Below are 17878 nucleotides of genomic sequence, written 5' to 3'. Positions count from 1 at the left end.
GAGAGCGCGCTGGTCGACGCCATCGTCATTGCTCCCCGTTTGCCGGTTTCCGGCGACCAATGGAGACGATCCTGTCCTTGGCCTCCAGGAGCTTGGTGACCTTCGATCCGAGTCCGAGCAGCATCGCCAACCGATCCGTATCGAGCTGTTTGACATCATCGTACCAGTTCGTCAGGCGCTCGATCAACGTATGCATTTCCGCCATGCGTTCCTGCGCGAAACGCTCGTCGTCACCGGCGGGCTGCTGCATCAGGATTTCGCGCAGGACCGAAAGTGTCGGATCGATCTCGCGCTTCTTCCTTTCCTCGGCAAGCGTTCGCAGAATCTGCCAGACATCATCCGGCGTGGTGAAGAAATCCCGTCGGTCGCCAGGCAAGTGCTTGAGGAGCACGAGGTTCCAGCCCTGGAGCTCGCGCAGGCTCATCGAGACGTTGGAACGGGAAATGCCGAGCGCCTCGACAATCTCATCGGCGCACAGCGGCTCGGGCGATACATAGAGCAGCGCATAGATCTGGCCGACCGTGCGGTTGATGCCCCAGCGGCTTCCCATCTCGCCGAAATGCAGCACGAAAGATTGGACGATGGGAGGAAGGTTCATAAAATTCAATCCAGACAGAGATTTCAGAAATTTCTGAAATTCATATACTCAGCGTGCTGCATCTGCGCAAGAACGAATCCTTCTTCAGACGCTCACAAGAGCTTGAGGGAAACCGCAGACAAGGCGGGGCACGAACGCTAAGACAGGCGGCGCGAGACCGGAATGGGCGGCAAGGTTCCGCGCCGAGTCGTCCGGCAATGTCGGGGCGCGAACAACGCGGCCGGCAAGAAGGATCCTCCGCGACCGGACTGCCATATCACCCCCGTTTCGGAGATTTGCATCTGCGATCAAATTTAAAGTGGAGATTTGTAGACAACATTAATCGCGCGGATTAGGAATGCTCCCCGACACAGCAACCAATCGGGGACAGATGATGGTTCGGCTTATCCGTATTGCCTCTCGCGGCCTTCTCGCCGCTGCCTTTTCCGGCCTGCTGGCGGGCACCCTTGCTCAGGGCGTCGCGGCAGAGGAGATCGTCTTCAAGGATCAGGAAAACCGCGAAGTCTACCTCGCCAAGGCGGCCGAGCGGATCGTCTCGATCGTCATCCCGATGGCATCCACTGTCATCGCGCTGGACGGTTCCACAAGCAAGCTCGTCGGCATGAACCCGACCGCCAAGAGCGCCGTGACGGAAGGCATTCTCGGCAAGATCTTCCCCGAAGCGAAAGATATTCCCTCCGACGTGACCGCGCCGAACTTCGTGCCGAATGTCGAGGCGCTGACAGCCACCAATCCCGACCTCGTCATCCAGTGGGGCGGTCGCGGCAACGATATCGTCGCGCCGATCACCAATGCCGGGCTTACCGCCATGCTGATCCTCTACGGCACCGAAGAGCTGACCCGTGAATATATGACCCTGGCCTCCACGGCGCTCGGCAAGCCGGAGCGGATCGGCGAACTGGTCGAGTGGCGCGACCACATCCAGAAGGATATCGAGGCGAAGGCCAAAACCATCCCTGAGGACAAACGCCCCAACGTGCTTTATGTCGGCCGAGCCCTCTCCGACATCACAGCGTCAGGCACCAAGGGTAATTACAATGCCTGGTATATCGAACTCGTCGGCGGCAGAAACGCATCTGCCGAACTAAACGGCACGGTTTCGATCAACAAGGAACAGATCGCCGAGTGGGATCCCGACGTGATCCTGCTGAATGCCTTCGAGGCCAAACTTGGTGTGGACTGGGTCTACAACGATCCGATCCTGTCGCTCACCAAGGCTGCAAGGAACAAGCGCGTCTACAAGATGCCGCTTGGTGGCTATCGCTGGGATCCGCCGAACCAGGAGTCGCCGCTCTCCTGGATGTGGGCAGCCAATCTGATCCAGCCGGACGTCTTCAAATACGATGTCCGCGGCGAGGTGAAGACCGCATACAAGACGCTCTACAATTACGAGCTTACCGACGCGGATATCGACGATATCCTCTGGACCAAGCAGCAAGGCGATGCTGCGAACTACACGCAGTTCAAGGCGGAATAAGAGATGGCGGTCGTGACGCAGGATGGGGCGGCCCCGGTGGCCCGTCGTTCACATATCGCGAGGCAGACGGCCGTCTTCTCCGCACTCCTGGCGCTCTTCGCCGTCGCCTTCGTGGTCAGCCTCTGCGTCGGCCGCTTTTCGGTTCCGGCGGGTCGGGCGCTGGAGCTCATCTGGCTCGGCATCATCAATCCGGCGCGGGAGCTTGCTAGCATCGACGAGCGCATCGTGCTGCTCGTCCGGGCGCCGCGCGTCGTTCTGGCGGCGCTTGCCGGTGCCGGGCTTGCCGTCGCCGGCGCAGCGCTTCAGGGCGTCTTCCGCAATCCGCTCGTCTCGCCGGATATTCTCGGCATTTCCCAAGGAGCAGCCTTCGGCGGAGCCCTGGCGATCATGCTCGGCATCTGGGGTTTTCCGCTGATCGCCATGGTCTTTGTTTTCGGCATGGCGGCACTCATCCTCGTCGGCATGCTCTCACGCATCAACGGCCGGACCGAGACGGTCACCGTCATTCTTTCCGGCCTCGTCATCAGTTCGATGTTTTCGGCGGTCGTGTCGCTTCTGCAATTCGTCGCCGATCCCAACACCTCGCTGCCGGCCATCGTCTATTGGCTGATGGGATCGTTCGCAACCGCCACCTGGGAACGCACCCTGATCGCGGCACCCGGCCTCATCCTCGGAGCCGTGCTTCTATGGATGCTCCGCTTCCGCCTCAATATCCTGTCGCTGGATGAGGCCGAAGCGCAGAGCCTCGGCGCCAATACGACCCGCGAGCGCTGGCTGGTCTTCGGGCTGATCGCCGTGATCGTCGGCAGCCAGGTGGCCGTCTCCGGCATCATCGGCTGGATCGGCATCGTCATCCCGCATGCGGCCCGCCTGCTGGTCGGACACGATCATCGTGCGCTGCTGCCGGCCTCCGTCGTCCTCGGCGCAGGGTTCATGGTGATCATCGATACGCTCGCCCGCACCGCAACCGCCGCCGAAATCCCGCTTGGCGTGATCACCGCGCTGGTCGGCGCGCCGATCTTCGCGGTCCTGCTGCGCAACCACTACCGTGAAAGGACCGGATCATGATCGGCCTTGAGGACGCCATCGTCCGTTTCGGCGCTCGAACTATCATCGACGGCTTGAGCTTCTCCGTGCCGGTCGGCCGGACGCTCGCCATCCTCGGCCCCAACGGCCGCGGCAAGACGACGACGCTGAAAGCGATGCTCGGCTTCCAGCGGCTGGATACCGGCCAGCGGATCGCGCCGGAGATCGTCGGCTACGTACCGCAGACCGGCACCAGCAACCAGCGCTACCGGGCGATCGATATCGCCGTCATGGGTCGTGCCGCCCATCTCGGCCTGTTCGGCCAGCCGGGCTCGAACGACTTTGCCATCGCTCATTCGGCGTTGGAGAAAGCCGGTGCTGTCCGATTCGCCGATCATTTCTTCGACCGGCTGTCCGGAGGTGAAAGGCAGCTCGTGCTGCTCGCCCGTGCATTGGCGACCGGCTCGGAAGCACTGGTTCTCGACGAGCCCGCCGCGGCCCTCGACCTTCACAACCAGGAACGGCTGCTGACGTTGCTCAACGCGCTGCGCGCACCGCGCGACAAGGCGATCGTCTTCACCACCCACGATCCGAATCATGCACTGACCGCCGCGGACGATGCACTGCTGATGATGCCGGACGGCCAGCCACCGCTGTTCGGCCCCGTTGCCGAGACGATCACACCGGACCATCTGGAGCGCCTTTACGGCGTGCCGATGCGGGTCGTCGAGCTTGACGGCCCCTCCGGAGAAACCCACCGGGCAGTTCTGCCCGCCTTTGCAGGAATCCGCGCCGCATGACCATCCTGATGATCCAGTCTCACTACCAGGAGCCGTTTGCCATGACGGCACCGCTCTTTGCGGATGCCGTCGCCTCGGGAGCCACGAAAGTGGTGCGCGAGATGGAACTCACCGAGGAACATTTCGACACGGCCCGCGGCCTGATCACAACCACGCATCTCGACCAGATCGGCTTCCAGCGTTTCGCATCGGCGGTCGCGGGTTTCCTCGATCGCGGCGGCCGGTGGATCCATCACGGTCATATCCTGCGGCCGATCCTGCCGGAGCTCGGGACTTACATCCCCATGCCCCAACCGAAACGGCCTGATTTCGACCAGACCCGGCTCCACGATCACCCGATCTTCGCCGGGATTGACCAGAAGAAGCTCGAAACGAATCGCGGCGTCGCCGGCTTCTATGGCCGAGGACACAATCCGCCGCCGGAAGGTGCAGTCGTCATCAATGCGCTCGGGCCGGCAAAAATCCCGGTCGACTGGGTGTGGGCGCGGCCTGAGGGCGGCGAACTCCTCTCCCATGCGGGAAACGACTTCTGGGGCTGCGGCGACGATCCCGAAATCAAGAAACTGCTTGCCCATCGCTCCGTCGCGTGGCTTTCCGGAGAATTGAACTGATGAGCATCCTCGCGATCCATCCCGGCGCCTACTATCATATCGAGACGCTCGAAGCACCGCGTTATGCTCATTACTTCGACAGGCTCGTGCGGCCGGAAGACCTGCCCGGCGAGGACATTGCCGAACACGCCGTTGTCTTCATTCCCTGCCGCACGCCTGCAGATCGGCTGACGCCGCATGCCGATCAGCTCCGCGCCTATCTGGACCAGGGTGGCACGATCGTCGCCACCGGCGAGACGGCCCTGGAGGTCTTCCTGCCCGGCATCACCTTCACGCCCCAGCCGACGAACTGGTGGTGGTGGCTAACACCCGGCGCCGACCTCGGCGTCCGAATCGCCTCGCCAGATCATTCTCTCTTCGGCCGCCTCGGAGAGAGGGACCTCACCTGGCACCTGCACGGCTGGTTCGACCCGCCCGACGGCTCGCAGGTGCTCGCCATCAATGGCGACGGAAAGCCGATCTTCTATGTGGACGAGGTGACGACGCCCGGTCGCATGATCATCACCAGCCTCGATCCGTGCTTCCATCACGGGTCGCATTTCATGCCGGCAACGACGCGCTTCCTGGACGGTTTCCTGCCCTGGATGCGCGAAGAGCTGGACGGAGCACCACGAAAATGACCGATAGAATCGATGTTCTCGAGAACGGCAAGCCGCTCTCCTACACCTATGCCGACATCATGCACTTCCACGGCTTCGGCTTTCCGGGTGGCGTGGCGCACGCCTTCAAGGTGATGCAGCGCGGCTTTCCCCTCGTCAGCCCCGACGGCCCGCCGGAGCGACGCGAGATCGTCACTCGCACCGCCTTTCGCGGTCCCGGCGGGCGCGACGCTTTCGAAATGATCACGCGCGGCCTGACGGAGGGACGCTATACGGTCGATCACGCGCTGGAGAAGCCGGAGCGCGGCGATGTCCTGCAGCGCTACGTCTTCGAGCTCACCTATCGCGGCAAGACGGTCACCCTGCAGCTCAAGGACGGCCATGTGCGGGAAGAATTCATCCGCCTCGGCCAGAAACCGGACCGCAGCCCGCAGGAGGAAGAGCGCCTGACCTACCTGAAGCAGGAAATGGCCGACCGGCTGCTCGCGGCTCCGGCCGACGCCCTTTACGAAGAGGCCTGATCAATCAGGCTTTGAACAGGTTCCTGAACTGGGATGGCTGGCAGCGGAGATATTGAGGCGCGGGCTTGACCTGAGCGCCGAGTTCCGCTGCCGCATGCCAGGACCAGCGCGGATCGTAGAGCACGGCACGCGCCAGCGCGACGATGTCGGCATCGCCTGTCGCGACGATCGCTTCCGCCTGAACCGGCTCCGTGATGAGCCCGACCGCCACGACCGGCATTTTGACCGCGGCCTTAACGGCACGAGCCAATGGAACCTGGTAGCTTGGGCCAAGCGGGATCTTCTGTTCGGGATGCAGGCCGCCGCTCGATACGTGGATCGCATCGCAACCCCTCTCATCCAGCATCTGGGCAAAAGCGACGGTCTGGTCGATGTCGAGACCGCCCTCGACCCAGTCGGTTGCGGAAACACGCACCGTCACCGCCTTGTCGGATGGGAATGCCTGACGCACCGCATCGAAGACTTCGAGCGGGAAACGGGCGCGATTTTCGAGGGAACCGCCGTATTCGTCGGTCCGCTGATTGGACAGCGGCGACAGGAACTGGTGGAGCAGGTAGCCATGCGCGGCATGGATCTGGATCGCATCAAGACCGATCCGGGCCGCGCGCACGGCGGAAGCCGCAAAGGCGTCGCGCACACGCTTCAGCCCTTGTTTGTCGAGAGCGACCGGCGGAACGTATTTCGGGTTGAACGGGATCGCCGAAGCCGACTCGGTCTGCCAGCCATTCGGATGATCCGGGGCGATCTGGCCGCCGCCGGACCAGGGGCGATCGGTCGAAGCCTTGCGGCCGGCATGGGCAAGCTGAACCGAAATCGGCATGTCCGACCATTTGCGGATGCCTTCGAGTACCCGGGCCATCGCGGCCTCGGTCGCATCGTTGTAAAGCCCGACATCCGCATAGGTAATACGGCCTTCCGGCACGACACCGGTCGCCTCGATCGTCAACAATGCTGCACCCGACAATGCAAGCTGACCGAGATGGATCAGATGCCAGTCGGTCATGCATCCGTCTTCTGCCGAATACTGGCACATGGGCGCGATAACGATGCGATTTTCGAGTTCGAGGTTGCGGACGCGGAAGGGCGTGAAGAGAACGGGCTGGGCCATGGCTGATTCCTTTGTGCGATCGATGGCACTCGAGGTGGGAGGAGGTTTGCGCCGGAGATCGGTTCCGGCTTTTTTGGCAAATCATGCCTGCCGCTTCAAGTCACACTGAGGGGAGGCGTGCCCGGCCGCCGCCCTTACACCGTTTCTTGAACAACATAAGGTGCTGCGACGCTGTCGGATCGTCTTTCGGCATGCAAGCGGGCCGCGTGCCGGACGATCCGGCTGCACGTCGACGGCCACGCCCTTGATGCAAATCAAAGCGTCGCTGTTTGCCGTATGTCAGCAGATCATGGTCAGCAATCCATCAACCAGCACCGCGCTCCCGCGTTGCGAGGCCAAAGACCATGAATCACGTCTCAGAAACCATCTGGTTGGCGATAGGCACGTTCCTTGCCCTGCTTGGAGCAGCCTATGCCCATGATAGTCTGTTTGCCGCCCACATGTGGGTCCTGTTCTTCGTGCTGCTCGTCAGCACGATCCTCATGCTCCGCCGGATTTCGTTTGCTCCGGCAGGACAGAGACCGGCTGCAGCGATAAAATCCGAATATTTCGACGAAGTCATCAAATACGGCACCATTGCTACAGTCTTCTGGGGCGTTGTCGGCTTCCTGGTCGGCGTCGTCATCGCTCTGCAGCTTGCCTTTCCGGATCTCAATATCGAGCCCTGGTTCAATTTCGGCCGCATGCGCCCGCTGCATACCTCGGCGGTCATCTTCGCCTTCGGCGGCAATGCGCTGATCGCAACCTCTTTTTATGTGGTGCAACGCACCTCGCGCGCCCGGCTCTTCGGCGGCGACCTGGCCTGGTTCGTCTTCTGGGGTTATCAGCTCTTCATCGTCATGGCGGCGACCGGCTATCTGCTCGGGATCACCCAGAGCCGCGAATATGCGGAGCCTGAATGGTATGTCGACCTTTGGCTGACTATCGTCTGGGTCGCTTATCTGGTGGTTTTCCTCGGCACGATTCTCATGCGCAAGGAGCCGCATATCTATGTGGCAAACTGGTTCTATCTCGCCTTCATCGTCACCATCGCCATGCTGCATGTGGTGAACAACCTGGCTATTCCGGTTTCCTTCCTCGGCGTCAAAAGCTATTCGGCCTTTTCGGGTGTCCAGGATGCACTGACACAGTGGTGGTACGGCCACAACGCCGTCGGCTTCTTCCTGACCGCCGGCTTCCTCGGCATGATGTACTATTTCGTGCCGAAACAGGCTGGACGGCCCGTCTATTCCTACCGTCTGTCGATCATCCACTTCTGGGCTCTGATCTTCATGTATATCTGGGCCGGTCCGCACCACCTGCACTACACCGCGCTTCCCGACTGGGCACAGACGCTCGGCATGGTGTTCTCGATCATGCTGTGGATGCCCTCCTGGGGCGGCATGATCAACGGCCTGATGACGCTCTCGGGCGCCTGGGACAAGATCCGCACCGACCCGATCATCCGCATGATGGTCATCGCCATCGCCTTCTACGGCATGTCGACCTTCGAAGGCCCGATGATGTCGGTCAAGGCCGTCAACTCGCTCAGCCACTATACGGACTGGACGATCGGACACGTGCATTCCGGCGCGCTTGGCTGGGTCGGCATGATCACCTTCGGTGCAGTCTATTACCTTACACCGAAGCTCTGGAACCGTAACCGGCTTTACAGCCTCGACCTCGTCAACTGGCATTTCTGGCTCGCCACGCTCGGCATCGTCGTCTACGCCGCCGTCATGTGGGTTGCCGGTGTGCAGCAGGGTCTGATGTGGCGCGAATACGACGATCAGGGCTTCCTGGTCTATTCGTTCGCCGAAACGGTGGCGGCCATGTTCCCCTACTACGTGCTGCGTGCCGTAGGCGGTGTCATGTATCTCGCCGGCGGGCTCATCATGGCCTTCAACATCACCATGACCATCCTCGGTTACGAGCGGCGCGAACGGGAAACCGGTGCGGCACCCGCCCTCCAGCCGGCGGAATAAGGAGGACCCATGTCCATTATCGATAAACACAAGTTCATCGAGCGCAATGCGACATTGCTGCTCGTTGGCTCGCTGCTCGTCGTATCAGTCGGCGGCATCGTGGAAATCGCCCCGCTCTTCTACCTTGAGAACACGATCGAAAAGGTGGAAGGCATGCGGCCCTACTCGCCACTGGAGCTCGCTGGCCGCGACATCTATATCCGCGAGGGCTGTTACGTCTGTCACAGCCAGATGATCCGCCCCTTCCGGGACGAGGTCGAGCGTTATGGCCATTACAGCCTGGCGGCGGAATCGATGTACGATCATCCATTCCAGTGGGGCTCGAAGCGCACCGGCCCGGACCTTGCCCGCGTCGGCGACCGCTACTCCAACGAATGGCACGTGCAGCACCTGACCGAACCGCGCGACGTGGTCCCGGAATCGGTGATGCCAAGCTATGCCTTCCTCAAGCAGACTCCGCTCAAGGTGACCGACGTCTCCATGGAACTCAAGGCCAATCGCACGGTCGGCGTTCCCTATACGGACGAGATGATCGACAACGCCAAGGCGGATCTGGCGGCGCAGGCCGACCCGAATGCCGACACTTCGGCGTTGCTTGCCCGTTATCCGAAGGCCAAAATCGGGGATTTCGATGGCGACCCCACCAACCTGACGGAGATGGACGCACTCGTCGCCTATCTGCAGATGCTCGGCACCCTGGTCGACTTCTCGACCTACGATGACGCAGCCGGCTACCGATAGGAGAAGAGAGATGGAACTCTACACGGCCATGCGTCACTTCGCCGATAGCTGGGGTCTGCTCGCCATGACCCTCTTCTTCATCGGCGTTCTCGTCTTCACATTTCGCCCTGGTGCAAAAGCCTCCGCAAACGAGGCCGCCCAGATCCCTCTGAAGGAGGATTGAAACATGGCGGACAAACATATCGATGATCTGAGCGGCGTCGAGACCACCGGCCACGAATGGGACGGTATTCGCGAACTCAACAATCCGCTGCCGCGCTGGTGGCTCTGGACCTTCTACGGAACGATCCTCTGGGCCCTTGTCTATACCGTGCTTTATCCGGCGTGGCCGATGCTGACTGATGCGACCAGTGGCGTACTCGGCTATTCAAGCCGTGCCGAGCTGGCGGCGGACGTCGGCGCGGCGAAGGCCGCACAGGGCGTCGTGCTGGAGAAAATCTCAAGTTCGTCGCTCGAAGATATCCTCGCCGATCCGCAGCTCTCGCAGTTTGCGACGGCGGGTGGGGCGGCGGCTTTCCGCGTCAACTGCACGCCTTGCCACGGCACGGGTGCTGCCGGCGGCCAGGGCTATCCCAACCTCAACGACGATGAATGGTTGTGGGGTGGCGATGTCAATGCCATCTTCCAAACGATTTCCCATGGTATCCGCGACACTGTCGATCCCGAGACCCGGATCTCCGAAATGCCGGCGTTCGGCGACATGTTGCAGCCTGAGGAAATCCGTCAGGTCGCCGCTTATGTCATCAGCCTCACCAGCGTGCCGCAAGATCCTTCGCTTGCCGAAGCCGGCAAGCAGGTTTTCATCGACAATTGCGCCTCGTGCCACGGCGAGAACGCGGAAGGCAATCGCGATCTGGGTGCTCCCAACCTTGCAGACGCCATCTGGCTGAAGGCAAGCACCGAGGCGGAGATCGCCAATCAGGTGCGCTCTCCGAAGCACGGCGTGATGCCGGCCTGGACCGGCCGCCTCGGAGATACGGCCGTCAAGCAGCTCGCTGTCTATATCCATTCGCTGGGTGGCGGGGAATAAATCCTGCCTCAGCCAAGATTGATTCAGATTGTCAGAAGGCCGCGCCGAAACCATCGGCGCGGCCCTCTTCTGTTTCAGTCAATCCCTGGTCCAGATCGAAGAGTCGATCTTGCCCTTGAGTTCCGGGTAATCCGCCGCATGGAAAACCGGTACCGTGCCGGCTTTCCGTTGATCGAAATAGTCCTGGGTGAGCTTCACTACCGTTCCGGAGAGCAAGAGGATGGCGATAAGGTTGATCGTTGCCATCAGGCCCATCGATGCGTCTGCCGCATCGAAGACCGTCGTGACACTTTCATAGGCGCCCCAAATGACCATTGCCAACACCGCCGACCGCATGATCGCAAGCCCCATCCTGTTGCCGGCCCCGAGGAAAGTCAACGCGTTCTCGGCATAGGAATAGTTGCCGATGATCGAGGTGAAAGCGAAGAAGAAGATGGCGATGGCGATGAAATAGGTCCCGAAGGCTCCGATGTGCGCGTTCATCGCGGCCTGGGTGAGTTGCGTGCCGGTGACGCCGCTACCGGGAACGAGCGTGCCGGAAAGCAGGATCATCACCGAAGTCGCCGTGCAGATGAGGATCGTGTCGATGAACACGCCGAGCGCCTGCACGAAACCCTGCGAGGAGGGGTGGTGCGGATCGGGAGTGGCGACAGCCGCAATATTGGGGGCTGACCCCATGCCGGCCTCGTTGGAGAAGAGGCCCCGTTTGACCCCGTTCATCATCGCGGCCATGATGCCGCCGGTGACACCGCCTGCAGCCTCCTGCCAACCGAAAGCGCCGCCAACGATCGTGCCGATGACGCCCGGAACGAGGTTCGCGTGGGTGATCAGCACATAGATTGCCATCAGCAGGTAAGCGATCGCCATGAATGGAACGATGACTTCGGCGACGCGGGCGATCTGCCTGATACCGCCGAAGATAACGATGCCCGAAAGAATGGCCAGACCGATGCCGACGCCGATCTTCGGCAAGCCGAATGCGCCCTGCATGGCATCGGCAATGGAATTGGCCTGGACGGCATTGAAGACCAGGCCGAAGGACAGGATCAAGCAGATGGAGAAAATCACCCCGGCCCAGGGAGCCCCTAGTCCGCGCGCGATATAGAAGGCCGGCCCGCCGCGATACATGCCCTCTTCGTTCTTGACCTTATAGAGCTGGGCAAGGGCGCTTTCGGAATAGGCTGTCGCCATCCCTACAAGGGCGACCATCCACATCCAGAAGGTGGCGCCAGGCCCCCCAAGGTAAAGGGCCACGGCAACGCCGGCAAGATTTCCGGTGCCGACACGCGAGGCGAGGCTGACGGTCAAAGCCTGGAAAGGGCTGATCCCGGCCTTGTCTTCGCTCTGGCTCCTTCCCAGAACCCGGAACATCTCCCCGAAATGCAGAATCTGGATGAGCTTCAGCCGGATGGTGAAATAGAGGCCAACGGCGAGAAGCCCATAGATAAGGACATAACCCCAGAAGACCGTGTTGAGAAATCCAATTACGGCAGTCATTTCTTCCCCTCTCACTGCATTTCCAGTTCTCTGGAACAAAAAATGAGAGTAGGGCGGCCGCCTGAAATGGGAAGCACCTCGCTGCAGTTCAATCGGCAGCTATGTATCGGAACGTCATTCCAGCAATGATGGCAAGGCGAAGCTGTTTTGTCGCATCCGGTGCCTGCGGCGAGGCGGCGCATCGTTGACATAAGTCAAGGAGACTGGCGGCCGTCGGTGCGAGAAGGCAAGGGACAAAGGATCCTTCTCATGAATCTCTACACCTCGCCTTCTTCCGAACCCGCCGGCCAGATGGTTGAACGCATTGACGTCAAGTCGGCGCATCCGCCCAAGAAAGCCGGCGAACCGCTTTATGAGAAACGCAAGAAGATTTTCCCCAAGCGAGCCGAGGGACAGTTCCGTCGCTTCAAATGGCTGGTGATGCTCGTCACGCTTGGCATCTATTATCTGACGCCCTGGATCCGGTGGGATCGTGGCCCGTTCGCGCCCGACCAGGCGGTCCTGGTGGACCTTGCCACCCGCCGATTCTATTTCTTCTTCATCGAAATCTGGCCGCAGGAATTCTTCTTCGTCGCGGGCCTCCTGGTCATGGCGGGTTTCGGCCTGTTCCTTGTTACATCCGCCGTCGGGCGAGCCTGGTGCGGCTACACCTGTCCCCAGACGGTCTGGGTCGATCTCTTCCTCGCCGTCGAACGCTTCTTCGAGGGGGACCGGAACGCACGCATGAAGCTCGATGCGGCGCCATGGACCTTCGACAAGATCGGGAAGCGTGTCGCGAAGCATTCCACCTGGATCATCATTGCCGTCGCGACCGGCGGCGCCTGGATTTTCTATTTCGCCGATGCGCCTTCCCTCGCCTTCGATTTCATCACGGGCAATGCGGCCCCTGTCGCCTATTCCACCGTCGCCATCCTGACGGCCACGACCTACGTCCTCGGCGGGCTGATGCGCGAGCAGGTCTGCATCTACATGTGTCCCTGGCCACGCATCCAGGCCGCGATGCTCGATGAGAACTCGCTCGTCGTGACCTACAACGACTGGCGCGGTGAACCGCGCACCCGGGGCGCCAAGAAAGCCGCAGCCGCGGGCCTCCCCGTCGGTGATTGCGTCGATTGCAACGCCTGCGTCGCCGTCTGTCCCATGGGCATCGACATCCGCGACGGGCAGCAGCTTGCCTGTATCACCTGTGCGCTCTGTATCGACGCTTGCGACAGCGTCATGGACAAGATCGGCAAGCCGCGTGGTCTCATCGCCTATGCGACCCTCAACGAATATGAGGTGAACATGGCACTTGCGACAGGTGGCGGCATGACGACCATCGACCCGACTCGCGTGCGCAACCCCGACGGATCCTTTATCGACAAGGTCCGTCATTTCGACTGGAAGATCATCCTCCGCCCGCGAACCCTGCTTTATTTCGGCGTCTGGACTGCGGTCGGGCTTGGTCTCATCTACGCGCTCCTTTCGCGCGATCGACTGGAGATCAATGTCCTTCATGACCGCAATCCGCAATTCGTGCTGGAATCCGATGGTTCGATCCGTAACGGCTATACGGTCAGACTGCTCAACATGATTCCCGAGCCGCGCACGATCCTGATCTCGATGGATGGGCTGCCGGAGGCAACCATGAAGATCACGGGGGTCTCCGACGTGCCCGGCCGCCTCTTTGCCGTGCAGGCAGAACCGGACAAGGCATTGGCGCTCAAGGTCTTCGTGACGCTTCCAAAGGATGCGATCTCCGACGAGGCCAAGGATTTTCACTTCATAGCCGAAGATCGGTCCAGCCACGAAAAGGACGTTCACGGAGCAGTCTTCAACGCTCCTGAAGGCAGACACCCGGGAGGACGGAAATGAGCACGACGCGCGTGAACACGAACCAGCAAAAATCCTTCATTTTCACCGGGTGGCATATGGCGGGCGTCATGGTGCTCTTCTTCGGCACCATCATCTCGGTGAATTTCTACATGGCGTATAATGCCATCACGAGCTGGAGCGGATTGGTAGCCCAAAACACCTATGTCGCCAGCCAGCAGTTCAACGGCAAGGCTGCCGAGGCGCGCGCGCTCTCAGCGACCGGTGTTACCGGTAAACTGAATGTCGCCGGCTCCGACATTCGTTATGAGGTTTTCCATCTGGAGGACGGACCGGTCGCAGCAGATAGCCTGACACTGCAGTTCAAGCGACCGGTCGGGGAGCATCAGGACTTCGAACTCGATCTTGCGCCTGGAACCAAGGGGGTTTTCACCGCCACGCATGAACTTCTTCCCGGCCAGTGGATCGTCGATGCCAGCGCGTTCAGGGACGGCAAGCGCATCCTGCATCAGGCCGAGCGCATTGCCGTTCTCCGGGGGCAATAATGAGTTGCTGCGCACCAGGCACCGAAGGCTCACTCGGGCGCTCTCTGCCCTCCTCGGACGAGCTTGTGCTGTCGAGCCGGGCTGTGGGGGCCGGGTTGCGTCAGACCGATCTCAGCGTGCCGCAGGTCCATTGCGGCGCCTGCATAACGACAATAGAAAAGGCGCTGAAGGCGCTTCCGGCAGTCGAGCGTGCACGCGTCAATCTTTCCACGAAGCGCGTGTCCGTTGTCTGGAGAGAAAAGGTCGGAGCCGAGCTCACGGACCCGGTTACGCTTGTCAGGGCCATCATCGATGCGACAGGCTACGATGCCCACCTCTTCTCGAATGTTGAGGATACGGGCGGCAGGCTGCAGCGCGAGTTCATTCGTGCCGTTGCCGTCTCTGGTTTTGCCGCGGCCAATATCATGCTGCTCTCCGTCTCCGTCTGGTCCGGTGCCGACGCCGCCACCCGCGATCTCTTTCACTGGATCTCGGCCATGATCGCAGCACCCGCACTGATCTATGGCGGTCGCTTCTTCTATCAGTCGGCCTGGCAGGCGCTCCGGCGCGGCCGCACCAACATGGATGTGCCGATCGCGCTCGCCATCACGCTTTCCTACGCGGTATCTCTCTGGGAAACGATGCATCATGGAGAACACGCCTGGTTCGACGCAACGGTATCGCTGCTCTTCTTCCTGCTGATCGGCCGTGCGCTGGACCACATCATGCGCGACCGGGCCCGCGCCGCGATCAGCGGGCTTGCAAGGCTCTCGCCGCGCGGCGCCATGGTCATCGGCACAGACGGTTCACGGGAATATCGGGCAATCGAGGAGATCACACCGGGCGACCGCATCGCGATTGCCGTGGGTGAACGCGTTCCAGTCGACGGGATCGTCGAAAGCGGCGCAAGCGACATGGATGTTTCGATCGTCAATGGCGAAAGTGCTCCCCGGCCGCTCAAGGCAGGCGACACGGTCCAGGCCGGTACACTCAGCCTCACCGGCATGCTCGTGCTGAAAGCGACGGCGGCAGCCAGGGATTCTTTCCTCTCCGAGATCATCGCGCTGATGGAAGCAGCCGAAGGCGGCCGGGCCCGCTATCGCCGCATTGCCGATCGCGCCGCGCAATACTATTCGCCCGCGGTTCATCTTCTGGCGCTTGCAGCTTTCCTTTTCTGGGGCTTCATCGGCGGGGACTGGAAACAGGCGATGCTGATCGCCATCGCGGTACTCATCATCACCTGCCCTTGCGCGCTCGGCCTCGCCGTACCCGTGGTGCAGGTCGTGGCGGCCGGGCGGCTGTTCAAGAACGGCATCATGGTCAAGGACGGTTCCGCCATGGAACGGTTGGCCGAGATCGATTCCGTGCTCTTCGACAAGACCGGTACACTCACCCTCGGCAGGCCGAAGCTGGTCGATGCAGGCAAAGCAGCACCACACCATCTGGCACTGGCCGCCAGCCTTGCGGCGCATTCGCGCCACCCTCTCTCCAAGGCACTCTATGATATCGCCTCCGGTCCCATGCCGGTTTTTAATGAAGTTGTCGAGTTGCCGGGCAAAGGTCTGGAAGCCCGCACGGTCAATGGAATCTACCGATTGGGCAATCGCCGCTTCGCCTGCGCGACAGCAAGTTTCGACCCTTCGGCGGATTCGACGCTCGAAGTCGTGCTGTCGCATAATGGAGAAGAACTCGCCTGCTTCCGTTTCGAAGACGAGCTACGCCCCGATGCCCGGGCCGTTATCGACGATCTTTCGGCTCAAGGTCTGGCGAGTGGTATTCTCTCGGGTGATCGCACGAGCGCCGTCCGCGGCCTGGCATCGCGCCTCGGCGTCGATCACTGGCGGGGGGAGCTTACTCCGAAGGACAAGGCGGAATTCTGCCGTTCGCTAACGGAAAAGGGACACAAGGTGCTCATGGTCGGCGACGGCATCAACGACGCGCCGGCCCTGGCTGCCGCGCATGTCTCCATCGCACCGGCTACGGCCGCCGATATCGGACGGCAGACGGCCGACTTCGTTTTCATGCACGAGAGTCTTGATGCGGTGCCGCTGGCGATCGACATCTCGCGGCGCGCAGGCCGGCTGATCCGCCAGAACTTTGCGCTTGCCATCGGCTACAACATGATTGCCGTGCCGATCGCGCTTGCCGGATATGCGACGCCGCTAATCGCTGCAATCGCCATGTCGACTTCGTCCATCATCGTCGTCGCCAATGCATTGCGACTTAACCGGCTTGGCAGCGCGCAAAAGATGGCGTCTGCCGGAGCCGAAGCCAATCCGGCACATCCCGGGGAGGCTCGGCTCGCATGAACATGCTGATCTATCTCATTCCCATTGCGCTCTTTCTCGGAGGTCTGGGGCTTTTTGCTTTCCTCTGGTCGCTGAAGAGCGGTCAATACGAAGACCTCGATGGAGCAGCCTGGCGGATCCTTGAAGAGGACCCGCCGGAATGAGCCTGTCACCTCGCCGGCGCCCCCCGAGTTATCCTCGGCGTTCAAGGGGCCTGCCCCCCGAATCTGATCGTGATTAGGCTTAGTCCAGAAGCTCCCGGAGCCGCACTGCAAGCTCCCGTGCCGTGTAGGGCTTCTTCAGCCAGCTTCCCGATTGGGCAAGTTCGCGTCCGGCGATCGCCGGCTCGGCATAACCCGACGTGAACAGCACCCTGATATTCGGACGCCTTGTCCGGACCTCCGCCGCCAGTTCGTCGCCGGTCATGCCACCCGGCATGACGATGTCGGTAAACAGCAGCGCGATATCGTCGTTCTGGGCGAGCCGGTCGAGCGCCTCCACGCCGTTCGAGGCTTCGATGATGCTATAGCCGAAGTCCGTCAGGCGCGAGACCGCCACGCGCCGCACCCTGGGATCGTCCTCAACGACGAGGATCTTCTCCGTTCCGCCGGGAATTTCGGCGACCTTACGGGAACCGTCATCCTGCAATCCCATGCCTGCGTTCGCTCTTTGCGTTGCCGGCAGGAAAATCCTGACGCTGGTGCCCTGCCCCGGCTCGCTGTAAAGCTGGATATTGCCGCCGGACTGCTTGGCGAACCCATAGACCATGGAAAGGCCAAGACCGGTTCCGGAACCGACACCCTTGGTGGTGAAGAACGGTTCGAAGGCCTTTTCCTTCACCTCCGGCGTCATTCCCGTGCCCGTGTCCGTGACCGAGATCAGCACATAATCGCCGGTGCGCACATGCGGATACATCTGGGCATAATCGACGTCCAGCTTGACCCTTGAGATGTCGATCGTCAGCTTGCCGCCGCGCGGCATCGCGTCCCGGGCATTGAGGGCAAGGTTGAGAAGCGCGTTCTGGAGCTGCGACGCATCGACGAGCGCCTCATTGGAGGTGCCGTTCACGATCGTCCGAAGTTCGATGGTTTCGCCGAGCGTCCGCCGCAAGAGATTTGCAAATCCGGAGACCAGGCCACCGACATCCACCAGTTCCGGATTGAGGGGCTGGCGGCGCCCGAAGGCCAGAAGCTGGCCGGTCAGCTTGGCGCCGTCCCCGGCGGCATCCTGCGCTTCATGAAGCAGGGCCAGTAGTTTCTCATCCGAGAGCCTGTTCTCGATC

Annotated in this window: 18 protein-coding genes; 14 read left to right on the top strand and 4 right to left on the bottom strand. The window is 61.4% G+C overall.

Features of this window, described 5'->3' with window-relative positions:
* Positions 1 to 25 precede the first annotated feature (25 nt).
* Entirely contained in the window at positions 26 to 598 is a 573-nt protein-coding gene (locus ABK249_RS25885; protein WP_037152310.1) for a GbsR/MarR family transcriptional regulator, read from the bottom strand.
* Between the two features lie 337 nt (positions 599 to 935).
* Between ABK249_RS25885 and ABK249_RS25880 the strand changes: the two genes are divergently transcribed.
* Genes ABK249_RS25880 through ABK249_RS25855 form a run of 6 tightly spaced genes read left to right on the top strand, consistent with a single transcriptional unit; the run spans position 936 to position 5632 of the window.
* Entirely contained in the window at positions 936 to 2075 is a 1140-nt protein-coding gene (locus ABK249_RS25880) for an ABC transporter substrate-binding protein (protein WP_348864443.1), read from the top strand.
* 3 nt (positions 2076 to 2078) lie between these two features.
* Entirely contained in the window at positions 2079 to 3143 is a 1065-nt protein-coding gene (locus ABK249_RS25875) for a FecCD family ABC transporter permease (RefSeq protein ID WP_348864442.1), read from the top strand.
* Positions 3140 to 3901 carry an ABC transporter ATP-binding protein gene (locus ABK249_RS25870; protein ID WP_037152300.1) on the top strand — a complete coding sequence of 254 codons (762 nt, stop codon included), beginning with the start codon at positions 3140 to 3142 and terminating at the stop codon, positions 3899 to 3901. Before ABK249_RS25875 ends, ABK249_RS25870 begins: the two co-directional genes overlap by 4 nt.
* A complete protein-coding gene (locus ABK249_RS25865; RefSeq protein ID WP_348864441.1) occupies positions 3898 to 4512 on the top strand; it encodes a hypothetical protein in 615 nt (204 codons plus the stop codon). Before ABK249_RS25870 ends, ABK249_RS25865 begins: the two co-directional genes overlap by 4 nt.
* On the top strand, positions 4512 to 5132 hold the full coding sequence (locus ABK249_RS25860; protein ID WP_348864440.1) for a hypothetical protein: 621 nt from the start codon (positions 4512 to 4514) through the stop codon (positions 5130 to 5132). Before ABK249_RS25865 ends, ABK249_RS25860 begins: the two co-directional genes overlap by 1 nt.
* Complete coding sequence (locus tag ABK249_RS25855) at positions 5129 to 5632, top strand: hypothetical protein (protein WP_348864439.1); 504 nt, start codon at positions 5129 to 5131, stop codon at positions 5630 to 5632. The genes ABK249_RS25860 and ABK249_RS25855 overlap by 4 nt, the downstream gene beginning before the upstream one ends.
* Before the next feature lie 4 nt (positions 5633 to 5636).
* Here ABK249_RS25855 and ABK249_RS25850 read toward each other — a convergent pair whose 3' ends face one another.
* A complete protein-coding gene (locus tag ABK249_RS25850; protein ID WP_227704771.1) occupies positions 5637 to 6740 on the bottom strand; it encodes an NADH:flavin oxidoreductase/NADH oxidase in 1104 nt (367 codons plus the stop codon).
* A 344-nt stretch (positions 6741 to 7084) separates the two neighbouring features.
* Here ABK249_RS25850 and ccoN point away from each other — a divergent pair, with 344 nt between their 5' ends.
* From ccoN to ccoP, 4 genes are read left to right on the top strand one after another with little or no spacing between them, the layout of a single operon-like run.
* On the top strand, positions 7085 to 8704 hold the full coding sequence (gene ccoN / locus ABK249_RS25845; protein ID WP_037152285.1) for a cytochrome-c oxidase, cbb3-type subunit I: 1620 nt from the start codon (positions 7085 to 7087) through the stop codon (positions 8702 to 8704).
* A 9-nt stretch (positions 8705 to 8713) separates the two neighbouring features.
* Positions 8714 to 9445: a cytochrome-c oxidase, cbb3-type subunit II gene (gene ccoO / locus ABK249_RS25840; RefSeq protein ID WP_037152283.1), complete on the top strand. Its 732-nt coding sequence runs from the start codon at positions 8714 to 8716 to the stop codon at positions 9443 to 9445.
* A gap of 10 nt (positions 9446 to 9455) precedes the next feature.
* On the top strand, positions 9456 to 9608 hold the full coding sequence (locus tag ABK249_RS25835; RefSeq protein ID WP_037152280.1) for a CcoQ/FixQ family Cbb3-type cytochrome c oxidase assembly chaperone: 153 nt from the start codon (positions 9456 to 9458) through the stop codon (positions 9606 to 9608).
* Positions 9609 to 9611: 3 nt separating this feature from the next.
* Positions 9612 to 10475, top strand: a complete 864-nt coding sequence (gene ccoP, locus ABK249_RS25830) for a cytochrome-c oxidase, cbb3-type subunit III (protein WP_348864438.1) — start codon at positions 9612 to 9614, stop codon at positions 10473 to 10475.
* Positions 10476 to 10553: 78 nt separating this feature from the next.
* On the opposite strand, the gene ABK249_RS25825 is transcribed toward ccoP, so the two are convergent.
* On the bottom strand, positions 10554 to 11972 hold the full coding sequence (locus ABK249_RS25825) for an alanine/glycine:cation symporter family protein (RefSeq protein WP_037152275.1): 1419 nt from the start codon (positions 11970 to 11972) through the stop codon (positions 10554 to 10556).
* A 249-nt stretch (positions 11973 to 12221) separates the two neighbouring features.
* On the opposite strand from ABK249_RS25825, the gene ccoG reads away from it, so the two are divergent.
* Genes ccoG through ccoS form a run of 4 tightly spaced genes read left to right on the top strand, consistent with a single transcriptional unit; the run spans position 12222 to position 16760 of the window.
* On the top strand, positions 12222 to 13826 hold the full coding sequence (gene ccoG, locus ABK249_RS25820) for a cytochrome c oxidase accessory protein CcoG (protein WP_415926486.1): 1605 nt from the start codon (positions 12222 to 12224) through the stop codon (positions 13824 to 13826).
* Entirely contained in the window at positions 13823 to 14329 is a 507-nt protein-coding gene (locus ABK249_RS25815; RefSeq protein WP_052182898.1) for a FixH family protein, read from the top strand. Before ccoG ends, ABK249_RS25815 begins: the two co-directional genes overlap by 4 nt.
* A complete protein-coding gene (locus ABK249_RS25810; protein WP_348864437.1) occupies positions 14329 to 16617 on the top strand; it encodes a cation-translocating P-type ATPase in 2289 nt (762 codons plus the stop codon). The genes ABK249_RS25815 and ABK249_RS25810 overlap by 1 nt, the downstream gene beginning before the upstream one ends.
* Positions 16614 to 16760 (top strand): cbb3-type cytochrome oxidase assembly protein CcoS, encoded by a 147-nt coding sequence (ccoS, locus tag ABK249_RS25805; protein WP_037152270.1) that lies wholly within the window; start codon positions 16614 to 16616, stop codon positions 16758 to 16760. Before ABK249_RS25810 ends, ccoS begins: the two co-directional genes overlap by 4 nt.
* Positions 16761 to 16839: 79 nt before the next feature.
* Here ccoS and ABK249_RS25800 read toward each other — a convergent pair.
* On the bottom strand, positions 16840 to 17878 hold a 1039-nt coding region (locus ABK249_RS25800), incomplete at its 5' end, for an ATP-binding protein (RefSeq protein ID WP_348864436.1).

This window comes from Neorhizobium phenanthreniclasticum (assembly GCF_040066075.1).
GTDB lineage: Bacteria > Pseudomonadota > Alphaproteobacteria > Rhizobiales > Rhizobiaceae > Neorhizobium > Neorhizobium petrolearium.
Note: the sequence above shows the minus strand (reverse complement) of the source record. Positions and strands in the feature narration are given on the sequence as shown.